Below are 24,599 nucleotides of genomic sequence, written 5' to 3'. Positions count from 1 at the left end.
AAAAATGGAGGGATTCAACCGAGGGAGGAAAATATGGAAAACAAGATTAACGATCTTCGCAGCGCCATCGCCTTACTGCAGCGCCACGACGGGCAGTATATTGAAACCGATCGTCCGGTCGACCCCAACGCCGAACTGGCGGGCGTCTATCGCCATATCGGCGCAGGCGGCACGGTCAAACGTCCGACCCGCACGGGCCCGGCCATGATGTTCAACAGCATTAAGGGCTATCCGCACTCCCGCATCCTGGTGGGCATGCACGCCAGCCGCGAACGCGCGGCGCTGCTGTTAGGCTGCGAGCCTTCTGAACTGGCAAAGCACGTCGGCCAGGCGGTGAAAAAGCCGGTCGCGCCGGTTGTCGTTCCGGCTGCGCAGGCTCCCTGTCAGGAGCAGGTCTTCTATGCTGACGATCCTGACTTCGATCTGCGCAAGCTGCTTCCGGCCCCGACCAACACGCCGATTGATGCGGGTCCGTTCTTCTGTCTGGGACTGGTGCTGGCAAGCGATCCGGAAGACAGCTCGCTGACGGATGTCACCATTCACCGCCTCTGCGTGCAGGAGCGCGACGAGCTTTCCATGTTCCTTGCCGCCGGGCGCCATATCGAAATGTTCCGCAAAAAAGCAGAAGAGGCAGGAAAGCCGCTGCCGGTGACGATCAACATGGGTCTCGACCCCGCCATCTACATCGGCGCGTGCTTTGAGGCCCCCACCACGCCGTTTGGCTACAACGAGCTGGGCGTCGCCGGGGCGCTGCGCCAGCAGCCGGTCGAGCTGGTGCAGGGCGTGGCGGTCAAAGAGAAAGCCATCGCGCGGGCGGAAATCATCATTGAAGGCGAACTGCTTCCGGGCGTGCGCGTGAGAGAGGATCAGCATACCAACACCGGCCACGCGATGCCGGAGTTCCCGGGCTATTGCGGCGAGGCGAACCCCTCCCTGCCGGTGATTAAAGTGAAAGCCGTGACCATGCGAAACCACGCGATCCTGCAAACGCTGGTGGGACCGGGGGAAGAACATACCACGCTGGCCGGACTGCCGACGGAGGCCAGCATCCGTAATGCCGTTGAAGAGGCAATTCCGGGTTTCCTGCAAAACGTCTATGCCCATACCGCGGGCGGCGGCAAGTTCCTCGGGATACTGCAGGTGAAAAAACGCCAGCCGTCAGACGAAGGACGTCAGGGCCAGGCGGCGCTTATCGCCCTGGCCACCTATTCGGAGCTGAAAAACATTATTCTTGTCGACGAAGACGTGGATATTTTCGACAGCGACGACATCCTGTGGGCGATGACCACCCGCATGCAGGGCGATGTCAGCATCACCAATATTCCTGGGATCCGCGGCCACCAGCTGGATCCGTCCCAGTCGCCGGATTACAGCACCTCGATTCGCGGAAACGGTATCTCCTGCAAGACGATCTTCGACTGCACGGTGCCGTGGGCGCTGAAGGATCGCTTCGAGCGTGCGCCGTTTATGGAGGTGGATCCGCGTCCGTGGGCGCCGGAGCTGTTTGCTGGCAACGCTAAATAAAAACACCGCGCGTATGGCCCGCGGGTCATACGCTGATTTTCTTTTCAAGCGTGGCGATGTTTTCACCCGTCACGCGTTCCACAGTGAAACGATCGACGCTCAGTAAAATGAGCATCAGCCCCCTGCCGCTCTCCAGCAGCGGCGAGATTTCACAAAAACGGTCTCGCCTGGCGGCCTCAAGCCGCTCCAGCGGGAACGCGTCACCCGCGTCGGTAAAAACAATGCAGACATCGCTGTCGCGGATGTCGAACCGTACGCTGAATGCGCGCGAGGCATCCTCATGCAGCGCGTGGCGGATGATATTCGTCGCCACCTCACAGACGGCGAGATCGAGCGCGAAACGCCACTCGTCATCTACGGGAAGCGCCCTCAGCCGCTCTTCCAGCCAGCCGGCCAGCGGCGTCAGGGAACCGAGCACCGCCGGAAATTCTGCCTGCACCGGCGTCTGCATCTACTGCCCCAGCTGCGCAAGCGCGCTGCTTTTATCCGGATAGATACGGAATATGCGATCCATGCGGGTCAGGGTGAACATATTCATTATCCCGGGGTTCAGGGAGCACAGCGCCATGTCGCCTTTCCCGTTCATCAGCTTAAACAACGACACCAGCATTCCCAGCCCGCTGCTGTCGATAAAATCCACTTTGCTGAAGTCGACAATCAAAGCCTTGCGATCGTCGCCAATTTCTTCCGTGACGGACGCTTTAAACGTCGCGGCAACGGAGGCATCCAGCCGCCGGACCGCGGGCGTGAGAATGTTGGCGTGCGGTAGTCGTTCGGTGTTAATAATCATTCTGTTCTCCCTGACGCTCGATCACGAGCAGTGAAACGTCATCGGTTAAGGCGGTCGGTTCATCACGATTTGCGTTGCGCCAGCCGGTCAGGTGGTCACCGAACCGCGGCAGGAGCTGGTCAACCGGGAGCCGGACATGCTCATGAAGCCAGCGTTCGAGACGCTGCGGGCCAAACTGCTCGCCGCTGACGTTCTCACACTCCGTGATACCGTCACTGAATAAGCATAAGCGATCCCCCGGATTGAGGGTAAACGCGACGTCCTCCCAGCTCAGGTCAGGCATCAGCCCGACCGGCGGACCGCCATCGCCCACGGACGTGACGGCGCTGTTTGCGTTCACAATGACGGGAGTTGGATGCCCGGCCTGACACAACAACCCCTTCCCACTTTCTGGATCAATCACGCCGTAAATGATGGTGAAATAGCTGGTGATGTCGCTCTCTTCACTGCAAAAGCGGCTGTTCAGGATCCTGATCACCTCCGCAGGCGACTGAATGCCGCCCCGATCGGTAAACAAAAAACGGTCTACCACCCGACCATGTAAGAACTGGCGCGCCACCGCGAGGGACATCATCGCGGCACCCACGCCGTGCCCGGACACATCCACGCAATAGAACCCAATGTGAGAATCGAGTGGAAAAATATTGAACACATCGCCTGAGACCCACGCAGACGGCATGAAAAGCCAGTCGGAAAAGTAGTTCCCAAAACGTAAGCGGTGCGAAGGCAGCACCGAGTGCTGAACGCGCGCCGCGAGTTCAAGATCCTGTTCAATCTGATGCAACGCTTCACTCAGGCGCTTGTTGTGCGCCGCGAGGGTCGCCTCCAGGGTCAAAATACGGACCCCGGCGTGGAGCCGCGCCCGCAGTTCATCCTGCTCGACCGGCTTGCTTAAAAAGTCGTCCGCCCCGGCATCAAAACCCTGCGTTAAATCCCCTGCATTCTCGCGGGCCGTCAAAAGAATGAGATACACATAATGGCCAAACTGACGATTGCGGATGGTCTGACACAGCGTGAGACCGTCCATTTCCGGCATGTCCCAGTCGCTTATCACCATACTGATCGGCTGGCTGGACAGTATTTCCAGCGCGGCGACGCCGTTTTCCGCCTCGCTCACGATATACCCCCACTGGGTGAGCATTCGGGAGAGTAATCGACGATAAATCAGCGAATCTTCAACGATTAACACGTGCAGCGCCGACATACATCCCTCCTATAGCGGTAAGAACCAGATGAGGCTCACGGTCCCTTCCCTGAATTTTGCATTCCCGTTGCCGTGCCCCGGATAGCGCGTCCCCGCATAGTTCGCGTACTGGATGGAGAACGAACCTGGCGTATAGCCGGCATAACCGAAGCTGTAGCTGTAATCGCCGTTCCAGGGCTGCTGCTGGCTGCTGTCCGGGAACCAGAATGCCGTCGCGCGAACGAAGAAATGTTGTTTGAAGGTGTAGCCGCAGCCGCCGAGCATGACGTTTTTATTTTTGCGGATGTCATCGCTGCTGAGGTCGTAGTAGCGCGGCACCCAGCTGTATCCAACCTGGCAAATGATGGAATCCCCTTTATTAATCAGGAGCGTGTTTTCGACCGGTTTCGGTAGCGAAAACTTATAGGCCAGCGTGAAGGCGCCCTGTTCGAAATAGGTGTGTCGTCGGCTGCCCGACGTCCAGAAATGGTTATCGCCGTAGTTGCTGTAAACCAGACTGACGGTGTTGGCGTGCCAGTCATCGTAGCCGAAGCTGTAGCGAAAATCGGCGGTGTAGCGGCTGGTGTCTCTGACCGGCAGTCGGGACGTGATGTTGGCAAACCAGAAGCTGTAGGGGGAATACTGAAGGCTGAGATTTAGCGTCTGGTTAAACTTTTTCTTTTCCGTAACGGTGTCTGAACTGTTCGGAATGCTCATCCACTGCTCTTTCAGTCCCGAGCTAAAGCTCAGCGCACCTGAGAATTTCTTGTCGTTACCCGAGAACAGGCGCCCCCAGCGGCTGGTAAAGACGCCAGCCTGAACGGGTTCGCCGTTCTTATCGCGCAGGGATTCATTTTCACTGCTTTTCGCCGCCTCCGCGGCGGGTATCGCGGCGAGCAGCACGCCCGCCAGAAGCCATTTTTCGCGCATAACCGCCATCCTTAGTTAGGTATCCAGCGTGCGCCGACGTCGTATTTTGCCATCAGCCACAAAATACCCAGTGCCGCCGCATGCACTAACGTGTTCTCTATCCAGGCATGACGCCATAAGTCGAAGGTGATGAACTGGCTCACCAGCAGCACCACGTACACATGCAAAATAAAGGTATAAAGCGAGTGCTGGCCGAGCGGGATCAGGAACCATCCCAGCAGGCGATTGAGCGGCGTCCAGCAATACGTCAGCACCAGGTAGACGGTGACCATCAGGGCGATATCGTTTAACACCCGCACCGGGCCCAGCCCGTTCTTCGCCGCCCAGGTGTGATAAAACGAATTGAAGCTGTCAGGCGGGATGACGTGCATCAGCAGCGCGGGCGGCATAAACGGGTTGGTATGGTTCTGGGCGACAAATCCCAGCACCAGCGACACCATAACCAGCGCCACTACCACCCCTTTCCCCGGAGGCGTCCGGGCGAAAGAGAGCAGTTCGGCTTTATACCAACCGCTGGCCATGCCCAGCACAAAGATGAACTGCCAGGCGAGCAGCGGGAAGGCAAATTCGAATTCCGACGGCGTCAGCCGAAGCGGCCAGCGCTGCCACAGGCCGTACACCAGCAGCGACAGCCCCAGCAGCCACCAGACTTTTCCTTTCTGCAGCATCCCCAAAAATAGCGGGCTGAGTAGCAGCAAAAAGATATACAGCCCCAGAATTTGCGTCTGATGGGGGCCAATCTGCAAATAGAGAATAATGTTGAACCAGGTCTCTTTAATTTGCGGCGTAACAGGATAAAGCGACCAGCTTTGGCCCGAAAAGCGGTCGGTAAAATGGGTGACCTCGAAAACGTTAATATATGGGATATAGGCCAGAAGAATAAATGACACTATGATAATGATATTTACACGATATATTTTCCACGCCCTGAGATAAAGCCCCCAGGAAACCGTGAGCAAAACCACTTTTTGCAGACGCGCGCGGTTCAGCATGCCAAGCATAAACCCCGAGAGAATAACAAAACCTTCTGCACCGGTTGTTAACCCAAAACGCTCCCAGGAGAATATATTAAATACCGACATCACCTCCGTATGCGCCACGACCATCATGACGAGGGCAATGCCGCGCATAAAGTCGATTCTCAGGTCCCTTGCACCTGCAACGGCATACCTCCATACTGTTGATTTATCGTCATCTTCTTGCGCTACCGACGGCGCAACATGGCTCATAGGGTGTCCTTTGCCTGAAAACAAAAATTAAGGTCTAAATAAAGTAGATAGCCTAAAGGAATAGTAACCGCAATTTATCGTCAGCAGATGAAAGATATTAAGCAGAATTTAAGCTGAATTAACCACCGCTAAATATTAATAAAAACGCGGCTGGACACTTTTATTCGGCGTTCTACACTTATCTTAAATCTTGTTTAATCGCTATTTTCTTTCGCTTTTGGGCAACTGTCTGCGCAGCAGAATGGGTCTGCATTTTTCACGGAATCAGGAACGCCGGAACTATGGATTTTTATTTTTCCCGTTTTGAACATCGTCGTCCTCCGGAACCGTTAACAACACCGCGCTGGGTAATGATGACCTGGCAGGTGTTGGCGGTCGCGGCGCTTATTCTGGGTGCCAATTATATTTACTGGCGCTGGACCGCCTCCCTGAATACTGACGCATTATGGTATGCCATTCCGCTGGTCCTCGCCGAAACCCTGGCGTGGATTGGCACCGTGCTGTTTACCATCAATTTGTGGAAAGAACAGGATCCTCCTCAAAGTCCGCCGCCCGGCGAAATTAACGAATGTCTGTCGCCTGAGGAGGCCGTTGAGCCCCGTCCCGTAAAGGTGGATCTGTTCATTGCCACCTACTCGGAAGACACCGAGCTGGTCAGGCTGTCCATTCGCGATGCCCTGAAGATGGCGTACCCGTTCCCGATTGACTACCGCATCCACGTGCTTGATGACGGCCGCCGCCCGGAGATGAAAGCCGTTTGTGAAGAGGAAGGCGTTAACTATATCACTCGCCAGACCAACATCGGCTTTAAGGCCGGCAACCTGCGCAACGGCCTTGAGCAAACCGACGGCGATTTCATTGTTATCTGCGACGCCGATACCCGGGTATTTCCCACCCTGCTCAGCCATACGCTGGGCTATTTTCGTGATCCGGACGTGGCCTGGGTACAGACGCCGCAGTGGTTCTTCGATCTTCCGGAAGGAGAAAACCTGTCGCGCTGGGGCCAGCGAAAAGCCGGAAAAGTGGGCTACGGTCTGGGCTGGCTGATTCAAAAGTGTGTTGGCCCGGTCACCGTAGGCCGCGACCCGTTTTTTAACGATCCGCGCATGTTCTATGACGTGATCCTGCGGCGGCGCAACTGGGCGAACGCGGCTTTTTGCTGTGGCGCGGCGTCCATTCACCGTCGCGAGGCGGTCATGCAGGCCGCGCTGAGAAGCTACGTCTGGTCCGTCGAAGAGGAGATCCATCGTCACACGCGCGATATTCGCGATGAGGAGACCCGGGACGCGCTGCAGAATGCAATGCGTCCGCACGTGGCGTTTGACACCGAGCTTACCCCCTACAAATTCCACGTCTCGGAAGATATTTACACCTCGGTGCTGCTGCACGGTGACGCCGCACGACGCTGGCGCTCGGTTATGCATCCGCGGGTTGAATCGAAGATGCTCTCTCCGCAGGATATGCTCACCTGGATGATCCAGCGCTTTAAGTACGCCGCCGGTTCGCTGGATATTTTGTTTCATGACAACATCTTCAGCCGTCGCCGCTTCAGGCTCTCTCTGCCCCAGACGCTGATGTATGCCACCACCTTCTGGTCATACATGGCCTGCGTATGGAACACGGTGTTTTTGATTTCACCCATTATCTATCTGTTCACCGGCATTCCGCCGGTGTCCGCCTGGTCGACGCCGTTCTATCTGCATTTTCTCCCGTTTTTTATTTTCTCAGAGCTGGCCTTTATGTTCGGCACCTGGGGGATCTCGGCCTGGGACGGCAGGGCCTCATACCTCTCCTTCTTTTCCATGAACCTGCGCGCGCTCAATACGGTGCTGCGGGGCGAACAGATCAAATTTCACGTCACGCCAAAAGAGCGGCAGACGGGCCGTTTTCTCTACCTGGTGAAGCCGCAGATTGCCATCGTGGTGCTCACCCTCGCAGGGCTTATCTGGGGCGGTATCCAGGTGGCGCGTGGACAGGTGGACGACCCCTCCGGCTATGTCATCAATATTTTCTGGGGAGGGGTGAACATCGCCGCCATGCTGCCGCTGATTTTCGCGGCCATGTGGACGCCCGCTGAAGAGGACGAGGTCACCCAATGAGGATACGTGATGCCCTGCTGCCCGCGCGCAGCTACCTCACCATTTTGCTCGGCTTCCTGATCGGCTTTGCCATTGTGGTCTGGGTGGAGAAACAGATGCCCACGCGCGTGGAAAGCAGCGGCGGCATCGCGCTCAGTAAAGACTTTCCGCCGCTGCCCACAAAACGGGCGCTGACCTATGACGAAGCCATCTGGGCGCGGGTCGCCTGGCAATACTACGTGAATAATACTCAGCCAAACGGGCTGGCGAACGCCAGCGACGGTGAACCCTGGCTGAGCCTCTGGAGCGTGGGAAGCTACCTCTTTGCGACCGCTGCCGCAGAGCAGCTCAACATTATTTCCGCCGATGAGTTTGACGAGAGGGTCAGCACCGCCGTGTTCACGCTGGGGCAACTGCCGCTCAATGACAAAGGTCTCCCCGCCGCCTATTACCATGCGGACACGCTCAAGATTCTGGGCAAGCCTGACGCCTCCGCAATCGGTCTGAGCCGGCTGCTGACGGCATTACAGACCCTGCTGTGGCGCTATCCCCAGCACGCGGCGGCTATCCACGATCTGTTTAGCCTCTGGAACACCGGCGCTCTGATTGAAAATAGCGCTCAAAGTCAGGCAGCCGTGCCGCTCCATCACTGGACGCTGACCGATGATGAACAGCGGGACAGCTTTGGCTACCGTCTCTATGCCAGCCATACGCTGCGCCTGATTGACAGCGCGGCAGGACTCGCGGTGACCAACCCGCCTGAAGGGCAAAAGATGATCGATCTGGATGGCGTAATGGTGCCCGATGAAGGGCTACGTACGCCCTGGGGCAAGCAAACTTCGCTGATTAGTCTCCCCTACCTGTTAACCGGTCTTGAGCTGGGCTTTGATGCGCAGAGCGCTGAAATTGCGTGGCGAATTATGCAGATCCAGCAGCGGCGCCACGGCCTGCGCGCGCCAAAACCGCCGATCAGCACGGATTATGCCGAACCCGCGCCGGATTACGTTAACGATCTGCCGGACAGGCAGCCGGTACAGGTGCGTAACCTGCGCGACGAGGTGCCGGAGAAAGTGGCGATTACCTCCACCCGCACCGCGTTTGCCTGGTATGCCCTGTTCCGCAACAGCTGGAGCGAAGCGCTGCGCCAGCAGGTTCTGGCCCTTCAGGTGCCGGGTAAAGGCTGGCAGCGCGGGTTAAATCTCAACAACAGCGTGAATGGCGTCGTGGACGCCGATACCAACGCCATTGTGCTGGAAAGTCTGTCTTACATCGCACATGGCCAGATGCTCTGTCTGGCCTGCCTCTACACATCCCCCTCAGCAGGAGCAACGCCATGAAGCCACGATCCCCGATCCTTTTCCACCTGCTCACGGGAATAACGATCTGCTGGCTGGCGCTATCGACCGTGCGTGCGGATACCGAGCTCCCTGCATCAGGTTACTCCCCGCGCAGCGGCGAACTGACAGCCCGGGAGATGACCATCGCCAAAAACGCCTGGCAGTATTTCGTCTCCAACTATCAGCCCACGACGGGCCTGGTGAATGCGGTCAACAAATATCCCTCCACCACCATGTGGGACAGCGCCTCCTATCTGGCCGCCCTGACGGCGGCGCGCGAGCTCGGGATCATTGATAAAGCGGAATTTGACCGCCGGATGCTGAAATTCCTCGCCACGTTAAACACCCTGGTACTGTTCCGCAACGAGCTCCCCAACAAGGCCTATAACACCATCAGCGGCCAGAAAGTGGACTACACCAACAAGCCCGGCGAAATTGGCTTCTCGGCGCTGGATATCGGGCGAATGCTGGTCTGGCTGAAAATCATCAAAGAGCGTTATCCGGAATACGGCAACAGCATTGATAACGTGGTGCTGGGCTGGGATTTTAGCCACGCGATCGACCCCTGCGGCACGCTGTACGGGGCCTATCTGGAGAACGGCCAGCCGAAGTACGTTCAGGAAGGGCGGCTGGGCTATGAAGAGTACGGCGCGGCCGGTTTCCAGCTGTGGGGGTTTAATACCTGTAAAGCCAGCCGTCCGCAGCCTTACGAGCTTGCCGAGATCTACTGCGTGCTGGTCCCGTACGATACGCGCGATCCACGCAACACGTCGCAGCATAACTACGTGGTGACAGAATCTTACCTGCTTTACGGGCTGGAGTTCGGCTTTGACAAACCGACCGACCGGGATAACGCCCCGCGCGACTACTCCCTGACGTGGATGAAAAACTTTGCTGACCGCGTTTATCAGGCTCAGGAGAACCGCTATACCATTACCGGCGTCCTGACCGCGCGCTCCGAGCACCAGCTCGATAAGGCCCCTTACTTCGTCTATGACACCGTTTTCAGCGACGGGTACAACTGGAACACCATTACCGATAAGGGACAGTTCGTCCCTAACGCTGCCGCGATTTCGCTGAAGGCGGCGCTGGGCATGTGGGTGCTGTGGAACTCCCCTTATACCGACCGCCTGCTGAATACCATTGAGAATGCCAATGAAGAGGGAAAAGGCTACTACGAAGGGCTGTATGAAAACGGCGACGGGCCGATCAAAGAGTTCACCGCGAACAATAACGGCATCATGCTGGAGGCCCTGTTGTTCAAAAAAAAGGGAAAACTGCTGGCCTTCAACACCGACAATCCGAAGAGCAAGGATTTTGCCCCGTCCCTGTGGGATCAAAAGCTGCTCGATCAGTTTGAAGAGAACAACGCGCTGCGCAGCCGTCCGTTCCTGACCAGCACACCGGCCGTAAAAAGCTGGTGCGACCGGACCGGCGTCACGCAGCGCACCAAACCCGCCTGCCAGGCCTGCCAGTGCGCGTCATGCAGCGTGGACGAGCCCGTTAAACTGCCTCCGGTGACTGCGCAATGCTTAAAACCTTAGCCAGAGGACTTGCGGGATTACTCCTTGCAGGCGCGATCGTCTTTGCGCTGTTTGCCCATCAGGGCGCAGGCTGGCGCTGGCTCATCAGTGGCGGGTGGCACTCGAGCGCGCGTATTGCCGCCCTGACGCCGGAAGAGCGGACGTGGGCGGCGATCGCCTGGCGCTATTTCGTCAATAATACCCAGCCGCAAACCGGGCTGGTCAACGGCAGCGATAAACAGCCCCGCGTCACGCTCTGGCAAATGGGCGATACGCTTATCGCCCTGCTGGCGGCCAAAGAGCTGGGGCTGATTGACGACGCCGAATATGACGCTCGCCTGACGCGGCTGATGGGCACCCTCAACCGCCTGATGCTGACCGAGGCCCGGACGCCGGGTCGACTCTATTCCAGCCAGACGGCGACGCCGATCGACTTTAGCGGCAAGCCCGTTAAAAATGGCTGGTCCGCGCGCGATATGGCGCGTCTGATGCTCGCCCTGCGCCTCACCGCAGAGCGGGAACCGCAGTACAGCGAATACCTGGATAAAATCATTCTGCGGTGGAATTTCTGTCCGGTCATCGATCGTGAAGGCGAACTATGGTCATCTTCCCTGCAAAACGGTCAGCCGGTGGTGCGCGAGGAGCTGCGCCTGGGCGAGAGCGAATATGCCGCAACGGCGTTTCAGCTGTGGGGGTTTTCCCCGGAGAAAGCGTTTACGCCCCCGGCGCACCACGTCATCATCGCCCAGCGGCGTCTGGCCGTCGATGCCCGGGATCCGCGCACCACGTGGCTGCCCTCTGTGATTTCCACCCTTCCCTATATGCTGCCGGGTCTGGAGTTTGGCTGGGAGCCCGAAGGCGTTGCGGCCGATCGGCAAAAGCACCTGCGCAAGCAGGCCGAAAACGTCTGGCTGAGCCAGAAGACCCGCTGGGAGACCGATAAAATCCTGACGGCCAGGGCAGATTTCTCGCTTCCGCAGGCGCCCTGGCATATCCAGGATACGGTCTGGGGAAATGGCTATGCCTGGAACTCTGTCGGTGACGATGGTCGGGACTACACCCGTTTCGCGCAGGTATCTACCAAAGCGGTCTTTGCCCTGTGGGCCCTGTGGGACACCCCTTACACCGACGTACTGATGGCGGTGACAAAGCATCTTAACGATCCGCAAAAAGGCTGGTACGAAGGCCGCCAGGAAGCCACGGGCGATACTAACGCTGCGCTCACCCTTTCCACCAATGCCACGGTGCTGGAAGCCCTGTTCTTCAAACACAACGCGGGCCCCCTGTTTGACGCCCGCCGGGCCAAAAAAGAGAACTACTTTACGCGCCGTGTGGCAGATGAATATACGCCCGTCGGGCACTGTCTACCGGGCGAAAACGCCGTAAGGAGGACGCCGTGAAATTTTACCGCGATCTGTTTGAATCCAGCCTGAACCGCGTCTTTCCGGATAATGATAAAACGGCGTTTTTCCAGACGTTCTATGACGCCTTCGTTCATATGTCGCCCGAGACGGAGCAGCATTTTTCTCGCCTGCCGGATAGCGAGGGTCAGCAGACTCTGTTTAAGAGTTTCTTCGCCATGCTTGCGGTAGACGGCGCGTTAATCGTGCCTGATTTTCTCGAGCGCCTGGCGCGGGAGCAAAGTGACGACGGTCTCCACCTCCCCCCGCGATTTTTTGCCCTGTGGCGCGAAGCGATGTTGAACGCGGTGAGCGAACGCGATCCGCAGTGCGACGATGAGATCCTGACGGCCTGGGCCATGGCGATCGCGCCCGGGCTGGAATACCTGCGCCGGCAGGCAGAACTGCACTACCGCGCGTAGGAGGATCACGATGAGCGCATTCACGTACGATCTTAACGCGCTGCCGGCGGCCGTCATGATTTATGACCGCGAGGAACGCCTGCAGGCCTGGAATCACAACGTGGCCCTTTTTTATCCGGTCATTACCCCGTGGCTGAAGGTGGGCACAACGCTGGAGTCGCTGGCGGAACGCTTTATCGACGCCGTTTACAACGTCGACCCCGGCCTGCGTCAGACGCTGCGCGAGTCGATCGTGCGCAACTGTCGGCAGGATAAACACTGCGAAGTGCGGCAGGCGGGCCAGCGGCGCATCTTCGTCCAGCATCAGCGCCTTGCGGACGGCGGCATTGTCAGCCTGCACAGCGATATTACCGAGCTGGATGAAGCACAGCGGGCGCGGCACCAGCTGCATGACGATTTTCTGCTGACCGCGGAATCCATCCATATCGGGATCTGGGACTGGCAGGTTTCCGGCGACACGCTCCAGGTGAACGACACCCTGCTTGCCATGCTGGGCCAGTCGCGCACCCAGTGGCGATATCCTGTGCGTTTTTTACTTAACCAGGTTCACGAGGACGATCGCGCAGCGCTGCGCAAGGCTCTACAGGCTTCGAAGCAGGATCATCGCCCGGTCTTTGAATGTGAAATTCGCGTGCATCACCCTACCGAAGGACTGCGCTGGATGCTGCTCTCCGGCCAGGTGGTCACGCTCTCTATTGAGGGAAACGCCGAGCGCGTGATTGGCACGCTGCAGGATATTACGCGCCGCAAGGAGGCTGAAATTCAGGCGTTCGCCTCGGCCATTGAGGCACAAAAAGCCAACGAGGCAAAAAGCGCGTTCCTGGCGAATATGAGCCATGAAATTCGCACCCCAATGAACGGCATTATTGGCATGACCCAGCTGTGCCTGGATACGGCGCTCAGCGCCGATCAGCGCGATTATCTGACCCTGGTAATGAGTTCTGCCCAGTCTCTGCTGCATATCATCAACGACATTCTCGACTTTTCCCGGATTGAAGCCGGAAAAGTGGAGCTGGAGGCGGAGCCCGTCCCGGTCCGCCCCTTCATTCAGTCGCTTATTCGCCCCCACATGCCGGGCGCAAGCGAAAAAGGCATCGAGCTTCTGGTTGATATTGCACCCGACGTTCCCGACGTGCTGCTGGTCGATGGCGCCCGGCTGCGTCAGGTTCTGACCAATCTGCTGGGTAATGCGCTGAAATTTACGCACCAGGGAGAAGTTATCCTGATTGTTGAATCCGGGGATGATCCGAATCACTGGCGTTTTCGGGTGCGCGACAGCGGTATTGGCATCCCGGCTGATAAGCAAAAGGCCATTTTTGAAGCCTTCAGCCAGGCGGATAACTCAACCACCCGCCGCTACGGCGGAACAGGGCTCGGGCTAACCATCTCTGCGCGACTGGTCGCAGCGATGGGCGGCGAATTAACGGTATCCAGCGAGCCGGGGAAAGGCAGCGAATTTTCCTTCGCGCTGCCGCTTGCGGCCCAGGCGCCTGGCCCGGAGGAACGCCGGCATAGCCATCGCTTTAACGGGGAGCCCGTGCTGGTGGTTGATGATAACGCGACCAACCTGCGGCTATTGGCCGCCATGCTTAGCCAGATGGGGCTGAAACCCACCTGCGTTAATAACGCCAGCGAGGCCATCAACCGGGTTAAAACCGGAACGGCATGGCCCCTGATCCTGCTGGACGCGCAGATGCCGGATATGGACGGCGTGTCGCTGGCTCTCGAACTTTCGGTGCTGCCGCAGGTTGCTGAGAGCCACATCATCATGCTGAGCTCCATGAGCCGACATTTTGATATCAATATGCTGAAGCGGATCGGTATCCAGAACTACCTGCATAAACCTATCGCCCAGAATGAATTGCATCAGGCGATTGCTGCGGCGTTTGAACGTGCACCGAAGACGGTGAGTGAAAGCGCGCCCGCGCCCACCGTCGCGCCGGACACAGCCGGGCTCAGGGTCCTGCTTGCGGAAGATAATCTGGTCAACCAGAAGGTCGCCGCGCGCCTGCTCGAGCGGCTCGGGCACACCTGTCAGATCGTCGATAATGGCGTCGCGCTGCTGGAACGCTGGCGCGCGGACGCGTGGGACGTTTTGCTGATCGATCTTCAGATGCCAGAGATGGACGGTGAAACCGCCATTCGCCTGCTGCGTGAAGAAGAACGCGCCCGCCCCGGCCCGGCTCAGCCCACCGTCGCCATGACGGCACACGCCATGCAGGGGGATAAAGAGCGCTGTCTTCAGATGGGTTTCGACGGCTACATTGCCAAACCCATCAGCCAGGAGCGTCTCGCTGAAGAGATTGCTCGCGTGCTTCCGCGCCACGATGCCCCTTCCGACTTCCCGGATGAAGCACGCCTGCTGAAGCAGTGCGCTGACGACCCTGCGCTGGTTCAGGAGCTGCTGGCCCTGTTTGGCGAAGGGCTGGAGGAGGCCATGAAGGCCATCACCCGGGCTATCGACAGCGACGATCGTGAAGCGCTGCGCCGCGCGGCCCACAAGCTGCGAGGAGAAGCCGTCACCCTGGACTTCAGCACGCTCGCACAGCAACTACAGGTGCTGGAGAGCGAGGCGCACACGCTGGAGGGGCAACAGCTTGCGACGCTAAACCAGCAGCTTCAGAAGGAATCGCTGCGCCTGATGGCGTGGCTCAACGCGCGCGGGGTAAACGCATGAACGCTCGCAACTGCGCGCTGCTCTTTGCCCTGTTGACCACCCACACTGTGGCTAACTCTGCACCGGTCAGCTGGTCTCTTGCTGGAGAATGGCAGGTTCAGGACGCCAATAATAGCGCGCATCCTGCTGCATCAGGCTGGCGCCCGCTTCAGGTCCCCGCCAACTGGTACAGCGCCGGATACGATCATCAGGGCGCGCTGTGGTACAAGCACGCCTTTTCCCTGCCCGTGCAGCCGCCCGACGTAATGAGCACCCTGGTTTTTGACGGCGTCGATTACCTGGCCGAGGTCACCCTGAACGGCCAGCAGCTCGGCCAACATGAGGGCTATTTTCAGCGCTTTTCGCTGGATGCCAGCCAGGCGTTACAACGTCACAACCGACTGGTGGTCAGGGTGGACAGCCCTTACGAAGATCCCAATAAGGTCTGGCCGCTGCAAAAAACGCTCATGAAAGGGATCCTTAACCAGCATGACACGCGTCCCGGCGGGGCCTGGTCGCCGCAAGGACAGGACGCCAACTCGGGCGGCATCTGGGCACCGGTGAGGCTGCATCTTAGCCGGGGCGCTACCCTGGATGAGACCATCCTGCGACCAGACTGGTCACAGGGGCTGACGCACCCCGCGCTGAAAGCAGATATTCGCTATCGGGCGCTCGGCCAGGGCCCAGCGACCGTGCGGCTCACCGCCACGCCCGCCAATTTCAGCGGCAATCGCTTCCAGGCTGACTTTCCGGTTACCCTCGAAAGCGGCGCCCATTCCGTGCAGGTGACGCTGCCTATGCCGAAGGCAAAACTGTGGTGGCCCGTCGGTACCGGAAAACCCCACCTGTATACCATTCGCGTGGCATTGCGGGATGAAAACGGCCTGATGGATACGGCGGTCACCCGCACCGGGCTGCGCAAGATCGTCGAGCAGCCCGACAATAAGGGCTGGCTCATTAACGACAAACGCCTTTTCATTAAGGGCAGCAATTACATCGGCTCCCCCTGGCTCAGCACCATGACGCGAGAAAAATACCGTCGCGATCTTCGTCTGGTGGAAGCCATGAACGCCAATGCCATACGCGTGCACGGACACGTTGCCGGACGTGCGTTGTATGACGTGGCCGATGAGATGGGCATGATGATCTGGCAGGATGTTCCGCTGCAGTGGGGCTACAACAACAGTGCGGCTTTCACGGAAAATGCGGTTCGACAGACGCGGGAGATGATCGAACAGTTCGGTAATTCCCCCGCCATTATCGTCTGGGGCGGGCATAACGAACCGCCGTGGAACTCGCCCTGGATGGAAAAACGCTTCCCGGACTGGAATAAAAACCTCAACCGCGAACTCACGCAAAAGGTAGCGGATACGCTTGCCGAAGATACTTCGCGCATCGTGCATCGCTTTTCCGCCGTTGAGGAGCATTACTGGGCGGGCTGGTACTTTGGTACCGTACGCGACCTGCTTGCTCCGGCCAAAACGGGGATCATCACCGAGTTCGGCGCGCAGGCGCTTCCCCGCCTGTCAACGCTAAAAACCATCATCCCGGCGGCGTCGCTCTGGCCAAAAACGACCGCCGCTGACGATCCCGGCTGGACCGTCTGGAAATACCATAATTTTCAGCCCTTCCAGACCTTTAAGTTTGCCGGTATTCCGCGCGGGAAGAACATTCAGGCGATGATCCGCAATACTCAGGCGTACCAGTCTCAGCTGGTGGCCACGGCGGCAGAGAGCTACCGTCGACAGCGATACCAGCCGGTGACGGCCCTGTTCCACTTCATGTTTGTAGAAACCTGGCCCTCCATCAACTGGGGCGTGGTGGACTACCTGCGTAAGCCTAAAGCCGGGTTTTACGCCTTAAAACGCGCCTACCAGCCTGTTTTGCCGTCCATTGAACCGGTGACGGCGCAGTGGCAATCCGGGGCGGCGGGGAGCGTGCGTCTGTGGGCCATCAACGACACCTGGAAACCGTGCCGCGAATGCCGCCTGAGCTGGCGCATCACGCAGCGCGACAAGGTGCTGGCAAAAGGCACGACGACGATGACGATCGCAGCAGATTCGGGAACGATGGTTAAAACGCTTACGGCCACGCCCGAGGGCCAGGACGACGTGTCGATTCGGTTTACGATTGAAAACAGCGCGGGAAAAATTGTCGGCGAAAATCAGCGCACGGAGTCCGTTATAAGGTGAGCGAGGGGAAAAGGAAAATTGCCGCTTCCCCTGCTTTCTTGTACCCTTTCAGCGTTTACCCCAATCCCCTAAAAATCGAGACATCCGGACGCCTATGACTGCACATATTTCCAAAGATCCTTTGCATGGCGTAACGCTGGAGATGATGGTCAACGCCCTGGTGGCGAAATATGGCTGGAGCGAGTTGGGCGACCGAATCAAAATTAACTGTTTCAGAAAAGACCCCAGCGTTAAATCGAGCCTGAAATTTCTGCGCCGTACCCCGTGGGCGCGCGCGGAGGTTGAAGCCCTGTATCTGGACTCTCTCGATGATGAGGGAAATACAGAGCAGGCGGCGCCCGCATTTAATCCCTGGGCCAACAGCAGGATTATCAAGAGCTAATACGCAAATGACGCGACACGTAAAACGGATTGGTGCGCTGGCTGCCTGCGCACTTTTACTTGTAAGCTGCTCCTCAAAACCACCCAAATCGCTGGTTACCCCTCTTCCCACAGTCAATAAACCGACGCCGCAGGCAAACGAGCCGATGCGCGGGATCTGGCTGGCGACCGTCTCGCGTCTCGACTGGCCGCCGGTGGCCTCGGTGAATGGCCGCAGCGCGGACCAGCGCATCGCGATGCAAAAGCAGGCGCTGATTGCAAAGCTCGACAACCTTAAGCAGCTCGGCATCAACACGGTATTTTTCCAGGTGAAGCCGGACAGCACGGCGCTCTGGTCATCCAAAATTTTACCGTGGTCAGATATGCTGACCGGCAACATCGGTGAGTATCCGGGATACGACCCGCTGCAGTTTATGCTTGATGAAGCGCACAGGCGCGGCATGAAGGTCCATGCCTGGTTTAACCCCTATCGCGTATCGACCAACACCAAGCCGTCCACCATCGCCGCCCTGAACCGGACGTCATACCAGACGCCGTCCAGCGTTTATGTCCGGCATCCGGAATGGGTCCGCATCTCGGGTGACCGCTTTGTGCTCGACCCGGGCATTCCGGAGGTGCGCGACTGGATAACCAAAGTGGTCACCGAAGTGGTGGCGAACTACCCGGTAGACGGCGTGCAGTTTGATGATTACTTCTATGCCGAATCGCCGGGTTCCGCGCTGAATGATTCGCAGACCTGGCGGCAGTACGGCCAGGGGTTTGCCTCAAAAGCCGACTGGCGAAGACACAACACGCAGCAGCTGATCGTCCAGGTCTCCCGCGCGATCAAGCAGACAAAACCCAACGTAGAGTTTGGCGTCAGCCCGGCGGGCGTGTGGCGTAATCGCTCCTTTGACCCGGCAGGCTCCGACACCCGCGGCGCCGCGGCCTATGATGAATCCTACGCCGATACGCGTCAGTGGGTGCAGCAGGGCCTGCTGGACTACATCGCGCCGCAGATTTACTGGCCCTTCTCGCGGGATGCCGCGCGCTACGACGTGCTGACCAGATGGTGGGCCGACGTGGTGAAGCCTACACACACTCGCCTGTATATCGGCATTGCGTTCTACAAGGTGGGCGAGCCGTCGAAAAAAGAGCCGGACTGGACGGTTCAGGGCGGCGTGCCGGAGCTGAAAAAGCAGCTCGATCTCAACGATTCGCTGCCCAACGTCAACGGCACCATCCTGTTCCGGGAAGATTACCTGAACCAGCCGCAGACCCAGCAGGCGGTAAACTATCTCCGTGGACGCTGGGGTAGCTGAGTGACCACCAGGCAGAAACGCCCGTTTCTGCCTGGTCTTTTACGGCTTCGGCCCGAACATCGCCTCGAGCTGCTGCGCATCCGGCATCCCCACCACCTGCTGCAGCTCGTTTTCCGCATTCAGATAATAAATGGCCGGCGTGGCGTTAGCGCCGAGGCTATCCATCAGCGCCTGATGTTTCTGCAGTATCGCTACCGTTTCGCGCGAAGCCTCGCCTTCAGGCTTGGGCAGTTTTTTGCCGCCGGAAAGCTCGTATTCGCGCCAGGCAGCAACCGGATCTTTCGCGTTCAGTATAGCGGCGGCGTTGCGTCCGCTGTTGGGGTTGAGGAACGCCACCAGCAGCGTGTTGAGCTGCACCTTACCGGCCTTCACCCACGGCTGCGCCTCGGACCAGAACTGCTTGCAGTACGGACAGAACGGATCGGCAAACACAAAGACCTTACGCGGGGCGTTATCCGCCCCTTCCTTCAGGGGATGCGCCGCGTTGAGGTTTTTCCACATCTCGCGTCCCATCGGGGCGTAGATCTCTTTCTGGAAGTAGCCCTCGCTGAGGTTCTTCCCTTTGTCATCATAAAGATAGCCTGAGATCACGTGCTTGCCGTCCGGCGTGAGAAAGAGCGTCACGCCCATATCCTGATACTGCCCGAGCCAGGCTGGCGCTCCGCCCGGCGCATCCAGCTTCCTGATGATTTTGATCTGCTGCTGCTCGCTGAACTGCTTCACCACGTCCGGTATGGCTTCAGCCGCCTGTACCAGCCCTGACGTCGCCAGCGCCGAAAGTAACAGTAATTTTTTCATTTCCCTCTCCGGTTTATCGGGGGCATTTCGCCCCCTTCAGGTTAGCGGTTTTTCAGTGCTTCACTGACCATTTCGTCGAACTGTTCGAACGGCACCCAGCCGGGAAGCAGCCCCTCGCCGATAAGCGTGGCGGGCGTGCCCTGAATCCCCATTTTTTCCGCCACAATGAGGCTGCGCCTGATCGTCAGAAAACTCTCCTCATCCGGCGTCGTCACGCTCACGCCCGCCCGCTTTTGCGCCTCCTGAATGCTGGCGTCATCGTGGTACCCCTTTTTCGCCATCAGGGTGTGGTTCAGCTTCATAAACTGCTCAGGATGCGCACGCCAGACGGTTAACGCGTCTCGTGCGGCGGTCAGCGAACTTTCCGAGCGGAAAGGTAAAAACTTAAAGACCACCGCCACGTCCGGGTGTTTTTCGACAATCTTCTCCAGGTACGGATCGAATTTTTTACAGTACGGGCAGTTGTAGTCGGTAAACACCACCAGGGTGAGCTTTGGGTTTTTCGCACCGATGCGCGGGGAGTTCGGATCGTTAAACAGGAAATCAGCGATCGTCTTTTGCGCACGCTGCTCCTGGTCCGGCGTCAGCGGCTGCGCGGCGAATACCTGAAGCGGGGCCAGCAGGAGCAGCAGCGTAATAAAGAGTTTTTTCATGACACAGTTAGCCTTTTGCGTTGTTCAGGGTGGTGACCAGGGTGCGCTTGTCCAGCAGCGGCGAGAAGATCTCGCCATCAGGCTGGCCGGGGCCATACACCGCGTTAAACGGAATGGCGTAGCGGTTTCGCTTCGCCAGAAAATCCGCGATAAACGCGGACGGCTGGCTCCAGTCTCCGCGCAGGGCCACCACGTCCGGCTGGCGCAGCGCGGCAATCACGTCCGGCTGGCTGAGCACCCGATGCTCGTTAACTTTGCAGGTCACGCACCAGTCCGCGGAAATATCCACAAACACCCGTTTCCCCTGCGCCAGCGCGTTCTCGATAGCCTTTTCACTGAGCGGCTGCCACGGGATAGTCTGCGCAACGTTTTGTGCCGGAGCGTCAGGCCCCGCGTTAAGCAGACCGCGCACCTGATACCCGCCGAACGCCGACAGCGCGATGACCACCAGCCAGAACAGCGGCGAAGATTTTTGCCCCTTTAGCGCAAACAGCACCAGCGCGACGGCAGTCAGCCCCAGCATCACGATCTGGCTGACCGCCTCGCCCAGATGCACGCTCAACAGCGTCGCCAGCCAGAGGCTGGAGGCCAGCATCATCAGGCCCAGGATCGTTTTGAGCGTGTTCATCCAGCGGCCGGGTTTTGGCAGCAGCATGGCCGTTTTCGGCACCAGGGCAACGAACAGCCACGGCAGACTCATGCCCACGCCGAGCATCAGGAAGATCAGCCACAGGGCGTGCAGCGGCGCGCCAAGGGCAAAAGCAACCGCCGTACCGAGGAACGGCGCGGAGCACGGCGTCGCCAGCAGCGTGGCGAACATCCCTTCGCAGAAGCTGCCGCCAATCCCCGATCCCCCTGCCGTCGCCAGCCGTCCTGCGGCAGAAGAAGGCAGCAGCATCTCAAACGCCCCAAACAGGTTCAGCGCAAACAGGAAGGTCACGGCAACCATCAGGCCGATAAACCACGGGTTCTGGAACTGAATGCCCCACCCCAGCGACGCTCCGGCCAGCTTCAGCGCGGTGACCATCCCGGCCAGCAGCATAAAGGAGGTGAGGATCCCGGCGCTGGTGGCGAAGAAGCGTAGCCGGATGGTACGCCTGTCCGATCCCGCCTGAAGGATGCTGTTAAGCTTCATGCCCATCACCGGCAGCACGCAGGGCATCAGGTTCAGGATCAGCCCGCCCAGCAGCGCAAAGAGCACCATTTTTCCCGTCCCGCCCGGCGCGGAGGTCTCTTCGGGCGTTGTCCCAACGGTCATGGTGGTTTGCTGCGCCCGATCGCCGTTGGTCAGCACAAACGACAGCCTTTTGCCTGCCAGCGAGGCGGGTTTGTCTCCCCATTCGTCGGTCACGGGTACCGTCACCCGAAGCGCAGTGCCGTCATGTTTAATAACCGGCTCGCCGGGCAGAATATCGCCCTCCAGCGGATCAAAGTAGATCCCCGGATTGTCCCATTTCCCATCCGTGGTGCCGGTAATCACCAGCTTGTCGCCAGAGAGCCAGGCGGAGAGATCCGTGGATACGCCAGACGTGCCCGGAACGGCGCGCATCGCTTGCTCGAAGTCGCTGCGGAAGCCCTCATCCACCGGCTGGGTAAAATCGAGATGCAGCGGGTAGTCCGTCAGCAGGCAGACGTTGCTGCACGTAGAGAGCGTCAGCGTCCCGTCGAGCGCGTCGCCCTTCACCCCGTCGAGAACGATCGGGATAGTGACCTTATCGTGATAGCCCTGCGTCGTCATGCCGGAGATATCGAAACGCGACGGAACCGGCCAGGACCAGCTGTCCGTTATGCCGTCCGTCCAGCTGATTTTCGGCGCCACGCCGCCCTCGCCCGGCGATCGCCAGTAGGTTTTCCAGCCGGGCTTTAGCTCAACGGTGAGCAGACCCTTAATGTGCGTTTGTTCCCTCTCCGCCTGAAAGCGGATGCGGGCGTGATCGTTTTGTGGGGAGACCAGCCAGCCGGTGTCCGCCGCATGGGCAATGCCGATGCAGGACAGCCACAGGAAGACGAATCCCCTGAAGAGGTTAACCATGTTGTACTCCGTGAACAGTGAAAAATTATCGTGTGGTGACGATGTTTTTCATTCACGGAAAACGCAGTTTTTCAGGTGTATTCGGGGAGGCGGTGCCTGAACGGACTGTTGCGCAGGAGCCATTGCCCGCCCTTGCGTAAACAGCTGCAGTAGCGCGAAGAAGATAATAATGGCCGGCAGCGCGCCGTCGAAAAACAGCGGCTGGGCGCAGAGAAGCGAGTGCGCGCCTAGCTGACAGGGCGATGGCCCGGACTGCTCGGTGCTGGTTTGCGTTGGGGCATCTGCACTCAGTGAAATCTGCGGTTCCAGTCCCTGTAAAAAATGGTTGAGCATCACCGCACGCTGCACGAGGCAAAGCGCCATCGCAAGACAGGTGATAATCAAAAGCCATTTTCCGAGGAGCTGACGGTTGCGCATAACATTCCAGAGTGACAAGACGCCCCGATCATAAACGATAGTGATGAATCTACAAGTGCCGGAAGTGTAAGGTTTTGTCTGTCGCCGCTATTCGCCCGTCAGCGCGTCATAGACGTCCCGCAGCCGCGTGCGCAGAAATAGCACCGCCTTGTGCTTGCGGGATAACAGCGCCTGTTCGCTGGCGCCGGTCTCCTCTGCCAGCATTTTGATGCTGTAGCCGTGGAGCTCGGTCTTTTCAAATACCTCCCGCTGCGGCGGAGGAAGTTCAGACAGCGCCTGCCCCAGTTCTTCCCACAGCAGCGTCTTGAGGTACTCCTCTTCCGGCGTGTGCGGTACGCCGAACAGGGTTTCGGCCAGCTCGTCTTCCGGGAAACCGTCGTCGTCTTCGCCCGTAAAATAGCCGGAGAGCGACACCTCACGCTTTTTGCGCGCCCGGTCGGTCATCTCGTTACGCGCCGCGCGGAACAGCCAGGCGGCGACGTTTTCGACCGGCTGCTCCACTTTCATCAGCTGATACGTCACTTCCTGCAAAATGTCGTCGGCATCATCGCGCACGGAGATCCGTCCGCGAATGAAGGCTTTCAGCCGGGCGCGGCAGGCATTGAGCGCCGACATCAGCATGGATCCGCCCGTCTCCCCGGCTTTCATCTCGCTCACTCTGCATCCGGCGCTTTTGGCGTGGCTTCATCGCGCTTATCGTCACGATGACCGTGCCAGCCGCAGTGCCCACGACCGTGGCGACCAAACCCTTCGCGACGCTGCTGAATAAACGCCTCGCGCTGTTCGGGCGTCATGTTCATCCAGCGCTCGTGCATCCGGCGGTGCGCGCCAAACATCCCGGGGCGGAAACCTAAGCCGCCAAACAGAATGCGGCTCAGCACCAGAATCCCCAGCGCCTGCCAGAATCCGATGGCCTTCACGCCCAGGATCGCCGGGAGCAAGGCGTTCCACAGGGACATCACCAGCAGGCCGAGCACGATGAAAATCACCGCGCCGATGACTAAGCCCTTGCCCATACGGTGACGACCGAATCCGCGCCCGTGACCTCTGCCGTGCATTTCAAAATCTCTCATGGTGTTTACCTCGTTTACAGTAACTGATTATGGCGTGTGATGAGGTAGACGGATGAGGGAGGCAAATATTGCTTGGGGGAATGAATAATTTTGCGGGGAGCGTATTTTCACACGCCCCGTGAAAGCCATTGCTGGCGCTTGTTCACCGTTTAAGGCCGGTTTAGAGCGTTCTTAATTTCCAGGATTTTATCTGCACACTCTGCAGCTGATAACAGGGCGGTATCCAATATGAGATGTTCTCTTTCCCAGGTTTCGTACTCACGGTTTTTAACCTGTTCCCAGTCAGGATGCGTGAGCCCTGGGATATCAGAGACTCTGTTCTCTACGCGAAAACGATGTTCTTTTTCGTCTGAGCAGACAATTTCAACTTCCAGGAAAGGCACCTTCAACGACAGAGCAATATTGCGGAAAGCATCTCGCACAAGGTTAATATCATTAACGGAATCGGTAACAACGGTGGAGCCCAGCTTAAGATTCTCACTTGCTAAGCCATAGAGGGCAAAATAGCCCTCCGGACCCGTTTTCTGGCCGGGTTCAGAAACTGAACGAATGGCCTGCTCAACGGTATCAACCCGCAGATAAACAGCCCCCAGCCTTTGAGCAACAATTTTTGCAACGGTACTTTTACCGCTGCCGGGTAGCCCACTAAAAATGATTAACATAACTTTCCCTGGTGATAG

Annotated in this window: 22 protein-coding genes; 10 read left to right on the top strand and 12 right to left on the bottom strand. The window is 58.5% G+C overall.

What is annotated here, in order from left to right; translation table 11 throughout:
- Positions 1 to 33: 33 nt before the first annotated feature.
- Complete coding sequence (locus tag USH94_RS05185; protein ID WP_111963578.1) at positions 34 to 1,524, top strand: UbiD family decarboxylase; 1,491 nt, start codon at positions 34 to 36, stop codon at positions 1,522 to 1,524.
- 25 nt (positions 1,525 to 1,549) lie between these two features.
- Here the strand turns inward: USH94_RS05185 and USH94_RS05180 are convergent, their stop codons facing one another.
- Genes USH94_RS05180 through opgC form a run of 5 tightly spaced genes read right to left on the bottom strand, consistent with a single transcriptional unit; the run spans position 1,550 to position 5,656 of the window.
- Positions 1,550 to 1,975, bottom strand: a complete 426-nt coding sequence (locus tag USH94_RS05180) for an ATP-binding protein (protein ID WP_111963579.1) — start codon at positions 1,973 to 1,975, stop codon at positions 1,550 to 1,552.
- Positions 1,976 to 2,314, bottom strand: a complete 339-nt coding sequence (locus tag USH94_RS05175) for an STAS domain-containing protein (protein WP_023292380.1) — start codon at positions 2,312 to 2,314, stop codon at positions 1,976 to 1,978.
- Positions 2,304 to 3,518, bottom strand: a complete 1,215-nt coding sequence (locus tag USH94_RS05170; RefSeq protein WP_111963580.1) for a PP2C family protein-serine/threonine phosphatase — start codon at positions 3,516 to 3,518, stop codon at positions 2,304 to 2,306. Before USH94_RS05170 ends, USH94_RS05175 begins: the two co-directional genes overlap by 11 nt.
- A gap of 9 nt (positions 3,519 to 3,527) precedes the next feature.
- Positions 3,528 to 4,427, bottom strand: a complete 900-nt coding sequence (locus USH94_RS05165; RefSeq protein ID WP_111963688.1) for a hypothetical protein — start codon at positions 4,425 to 4,427, stop codon at positions 3,528 to 3,530.
- 11 nt (positions 4,428 to 4,438) lie between these two features.
- On the bottom strand, positions 4,439 to 5,656 hold the full coding sequence (opgC, locus tag USH94_RS05160; RefSeq protein WP_111963581.1) for an OpgC domain-containing protein: 1,218 nt from the start codon (positions 5,654 to 5,656) through the stop codon (positions 4,439 to 4,441).
- Between the two features lie 281 nt (positions 5,657 to 5,937).
- Between opgC and USH94_RS05155 the strand changes: the two genes are divergently transcribed.
- The 9 genes from USH94_RS05155 (at position 5,938) to USH94_RS05115 (ending at position 18,946) form a co-directional block, all read left to right on the top strand.
- Positions 5,938 to 7,755, top strand: coding sequence for a glycosyltransferase (locus USH94_RS05155; RefSeq protein ID WP_111963582.1), 1,818 nt, complete (start codon positions 5,938 to 5,940; stop codon positions 7,753 to 7,755).
- On the top strand, positions 7,752 to 9,071 hold the full coding sequence (locus USH94_RS05150) for a DUF3131 domain-containing protein (RefSeq protein ID WP_111963583.1): 1,320 nt from the start codon (positions 7,752 to 7,754) through the stop codon (positions 9,069 to 9,071). The genes USH94_RS05155 and USH94_RS05150 overlap by 4 nt, the downstream gene beginning before the upstream one ends.
- The gene (locus USH94_RS05145) at positions 9,068 to 10,615 is read left to right on the top strand and encodes a DUF3131 domain-containing protein (protein ID WP_111963584.1); all 1,548 of its coding nucleotides are present in this window, start codon (positions 9,068 to 9,070) and stop codon (positions 10,613 to 10,615) included. Before USH94_RS05150 ends, USH94_RS05145 begins: the two co-directional genes overlap by 4 nt.
- The gene (locus USH94_RS05140; protein WP_111963585.1) at positions 10,600 to 11,994 is read left to right on the top strand and encodes a DUF3131 domain-containing protein; all 1,395 of its coding nucleotides are present in this window, start codon (positions 10,600 to 10,602) and stop codon (positions 11,992 to 11,994) included. The genes USH94_RS05145 and USH94_RS05140 overlap by 16 nt, the downstream gene beginning before the upstream one ends.
- Complete coding sequence (locus tag USH94_RS05135; RefSeq protein ID WP_111963586.1) at positions 11,991 to 12,416, top strand: globin; 426 nt, start codon at positions 11,991 to 11,993, stop codon at positions 12,414 to 12,416. Before USH94_RS05140 ends, USH94_RS05135 begins: the two co-directional genes overlap by 4 nt.
- 10 nt (positions 12,417 to 12,426) lie before the next feature.
- Positions 12,427 to 15,093 (top strand): response regulator, encoded by a 2,667-nt coding sequence (locus USH94_RS05130; RefSeq protein ID WP_111963587.1) that lies wholly within the window; start codon positions 12,427 to 12,429, stop codon positions 15,091 to 15,093.
- Positions 15,090 to 17,264, top strand: a complete 2,175-nt coding sequence (locus USH94_RS05125) for a glycoside hydrolase family 2 protein (RefSeq protein WP_111963588.1) — start codon at positions 15,090 to 15,092, stop codon at positions 17,262 to 17,264. The genes USH94_RS05130 and USH94_RS05125 overlap by 4 nt, the downstream gene beginning before the upstream one ends.
- A gap of 94 nt (positions 17,265 to 17,358) precedes the next feature.
- On the top strand, positions 17,359 to 17,646 hold the full coding sequence (locus USH94_RS05120; RefSeq protein WP_111963589.1) for a VF530 family DNA-binding protein: 288 nt from the start codon (positions 17,359 to 17,361) through the stop codon (positions 17,644 to 17,646).
- Positions 17,647 to 17,653: 7 nt separating this feature from the next.
- A complete protein-coding gene (locus tag USH94_RS05115; protein ID WP_111963590.1) occupies positions 17,654 to 18,946 on the top strand; it encodes a glycoside hydrolase family 10 protein in 1,293 nt (430 codons plus the stop codon).
- Positions 18,947 to 18,985: 39 nt separating this feature from the next.
- Here USH94_RS05115 and dsbG read toward each other — a convergent pair whose 3' ends face one another.
- From dsbG to USH94_RS05080, 7 genes are all read right to left on the bottom strand, one after another.
- The gene (gene dsbG / locus USH94_RS05110; RefSeq protein ID WP_111963591.1) at positions 18,986 to 19,744 is read right to left on the bottom strand and encodes a thiol:disulfide interchange protein DsbG; all 759 of its coding nucleotides are present in this window, start codon (positions 19,742 to 19,744) and stop codon (positions 18,986 to 18,988) included.
- A 41-nt stretch (positions 19,745 to 19,785) separates the two neighbouring features.
- Positions 19,786 to 20,397 (bottom strand): DsbA family protein, encoded by a 612-nt coding sequence (locus USH94_RS05105; protein WP_111963592.1) that lies wholly within the window; start codon positions 20,395 to 20,397, stop codon positions 19,786 to 19,788.
- A gap of 7 nt (positions 20,398 to 20,404) precedes the next feature.
- Entirely contained in the window at positions 20,405 to 22,429 is a 2,025-nt protein-coding gene (locus USH94_RS05100; protein WP_111963593.1) for a protein-disulfide reductase DsbD family protein, read from the bottom strand.
- A gap of 48 nt (positions 22,430 to 22,477) precedes the next feature.
- Entirely contained in the window at positions 22,478 to 22,846 is a 369-nt protein-coding gene (locus tag USH94_RS05095) for a hypothetical protein (protein ID WP_111963594.1), read from the bottom strand.
- Positions 22,847 to 22,933: 87 nt separating this feature from the next.
- Positions 22,934 to 23,494 carry an RNA polymerase sigma factor gene (locus USH94_RS05090; protein WP_111963689.1) on the bottom strand — a complete coding sequence of 187 codons (561 nt, stop codon included), beginning with the start codon at positions 23,492 to 23,494 and terminating at the stop codon, positions 22,934 to 22,936.
- A 5-nt stretch (positions 23,495 to 23,499) separates the two neighbouring features.
- The gene (locus tag USH94_RS05085; RefSeq protein ID WP_111963595.1) at positions 23,500 to 23,919 is read right to left on the bottom strand and encodes a hypothetical protein; all 420 of its coding nucleotides are present in this window, start codon (positions 23,917 to 23,919) and stop codon (positions 23,500 to 23,502) included.
- 149 nt (positions 23,920 to 24,068) lie between these two features.
- Positions 24,069 to 24,581, bottom strand: coding sequence for an AAA family ATPase (locus USH94_RS05080; protein ID WP_111963596.1), 513 nt, complete (start codon positions 24,579 to 24,581; stop codon positions 24,069 to 24,071).
- Between the last annotated feature and the right edge of the window lie 18 nt (positions 24,582 to 24,599).

The sequence above is a fragment of the Enterobacter sp. 148H3 genome, assembly GCF_034107425.1.
In the GTDB taxonomy this organism is placed as follows: domain Bacteria; phylum Pseudomonadota; class Gammaproteobacteria; order Enterobacterales; family Enterobacteriaceae; genus Enterobacter; species Enterobacter vonholyi.
This window is presented reverse-complemented; position numbering and strand designations above follow the sequence as displayed.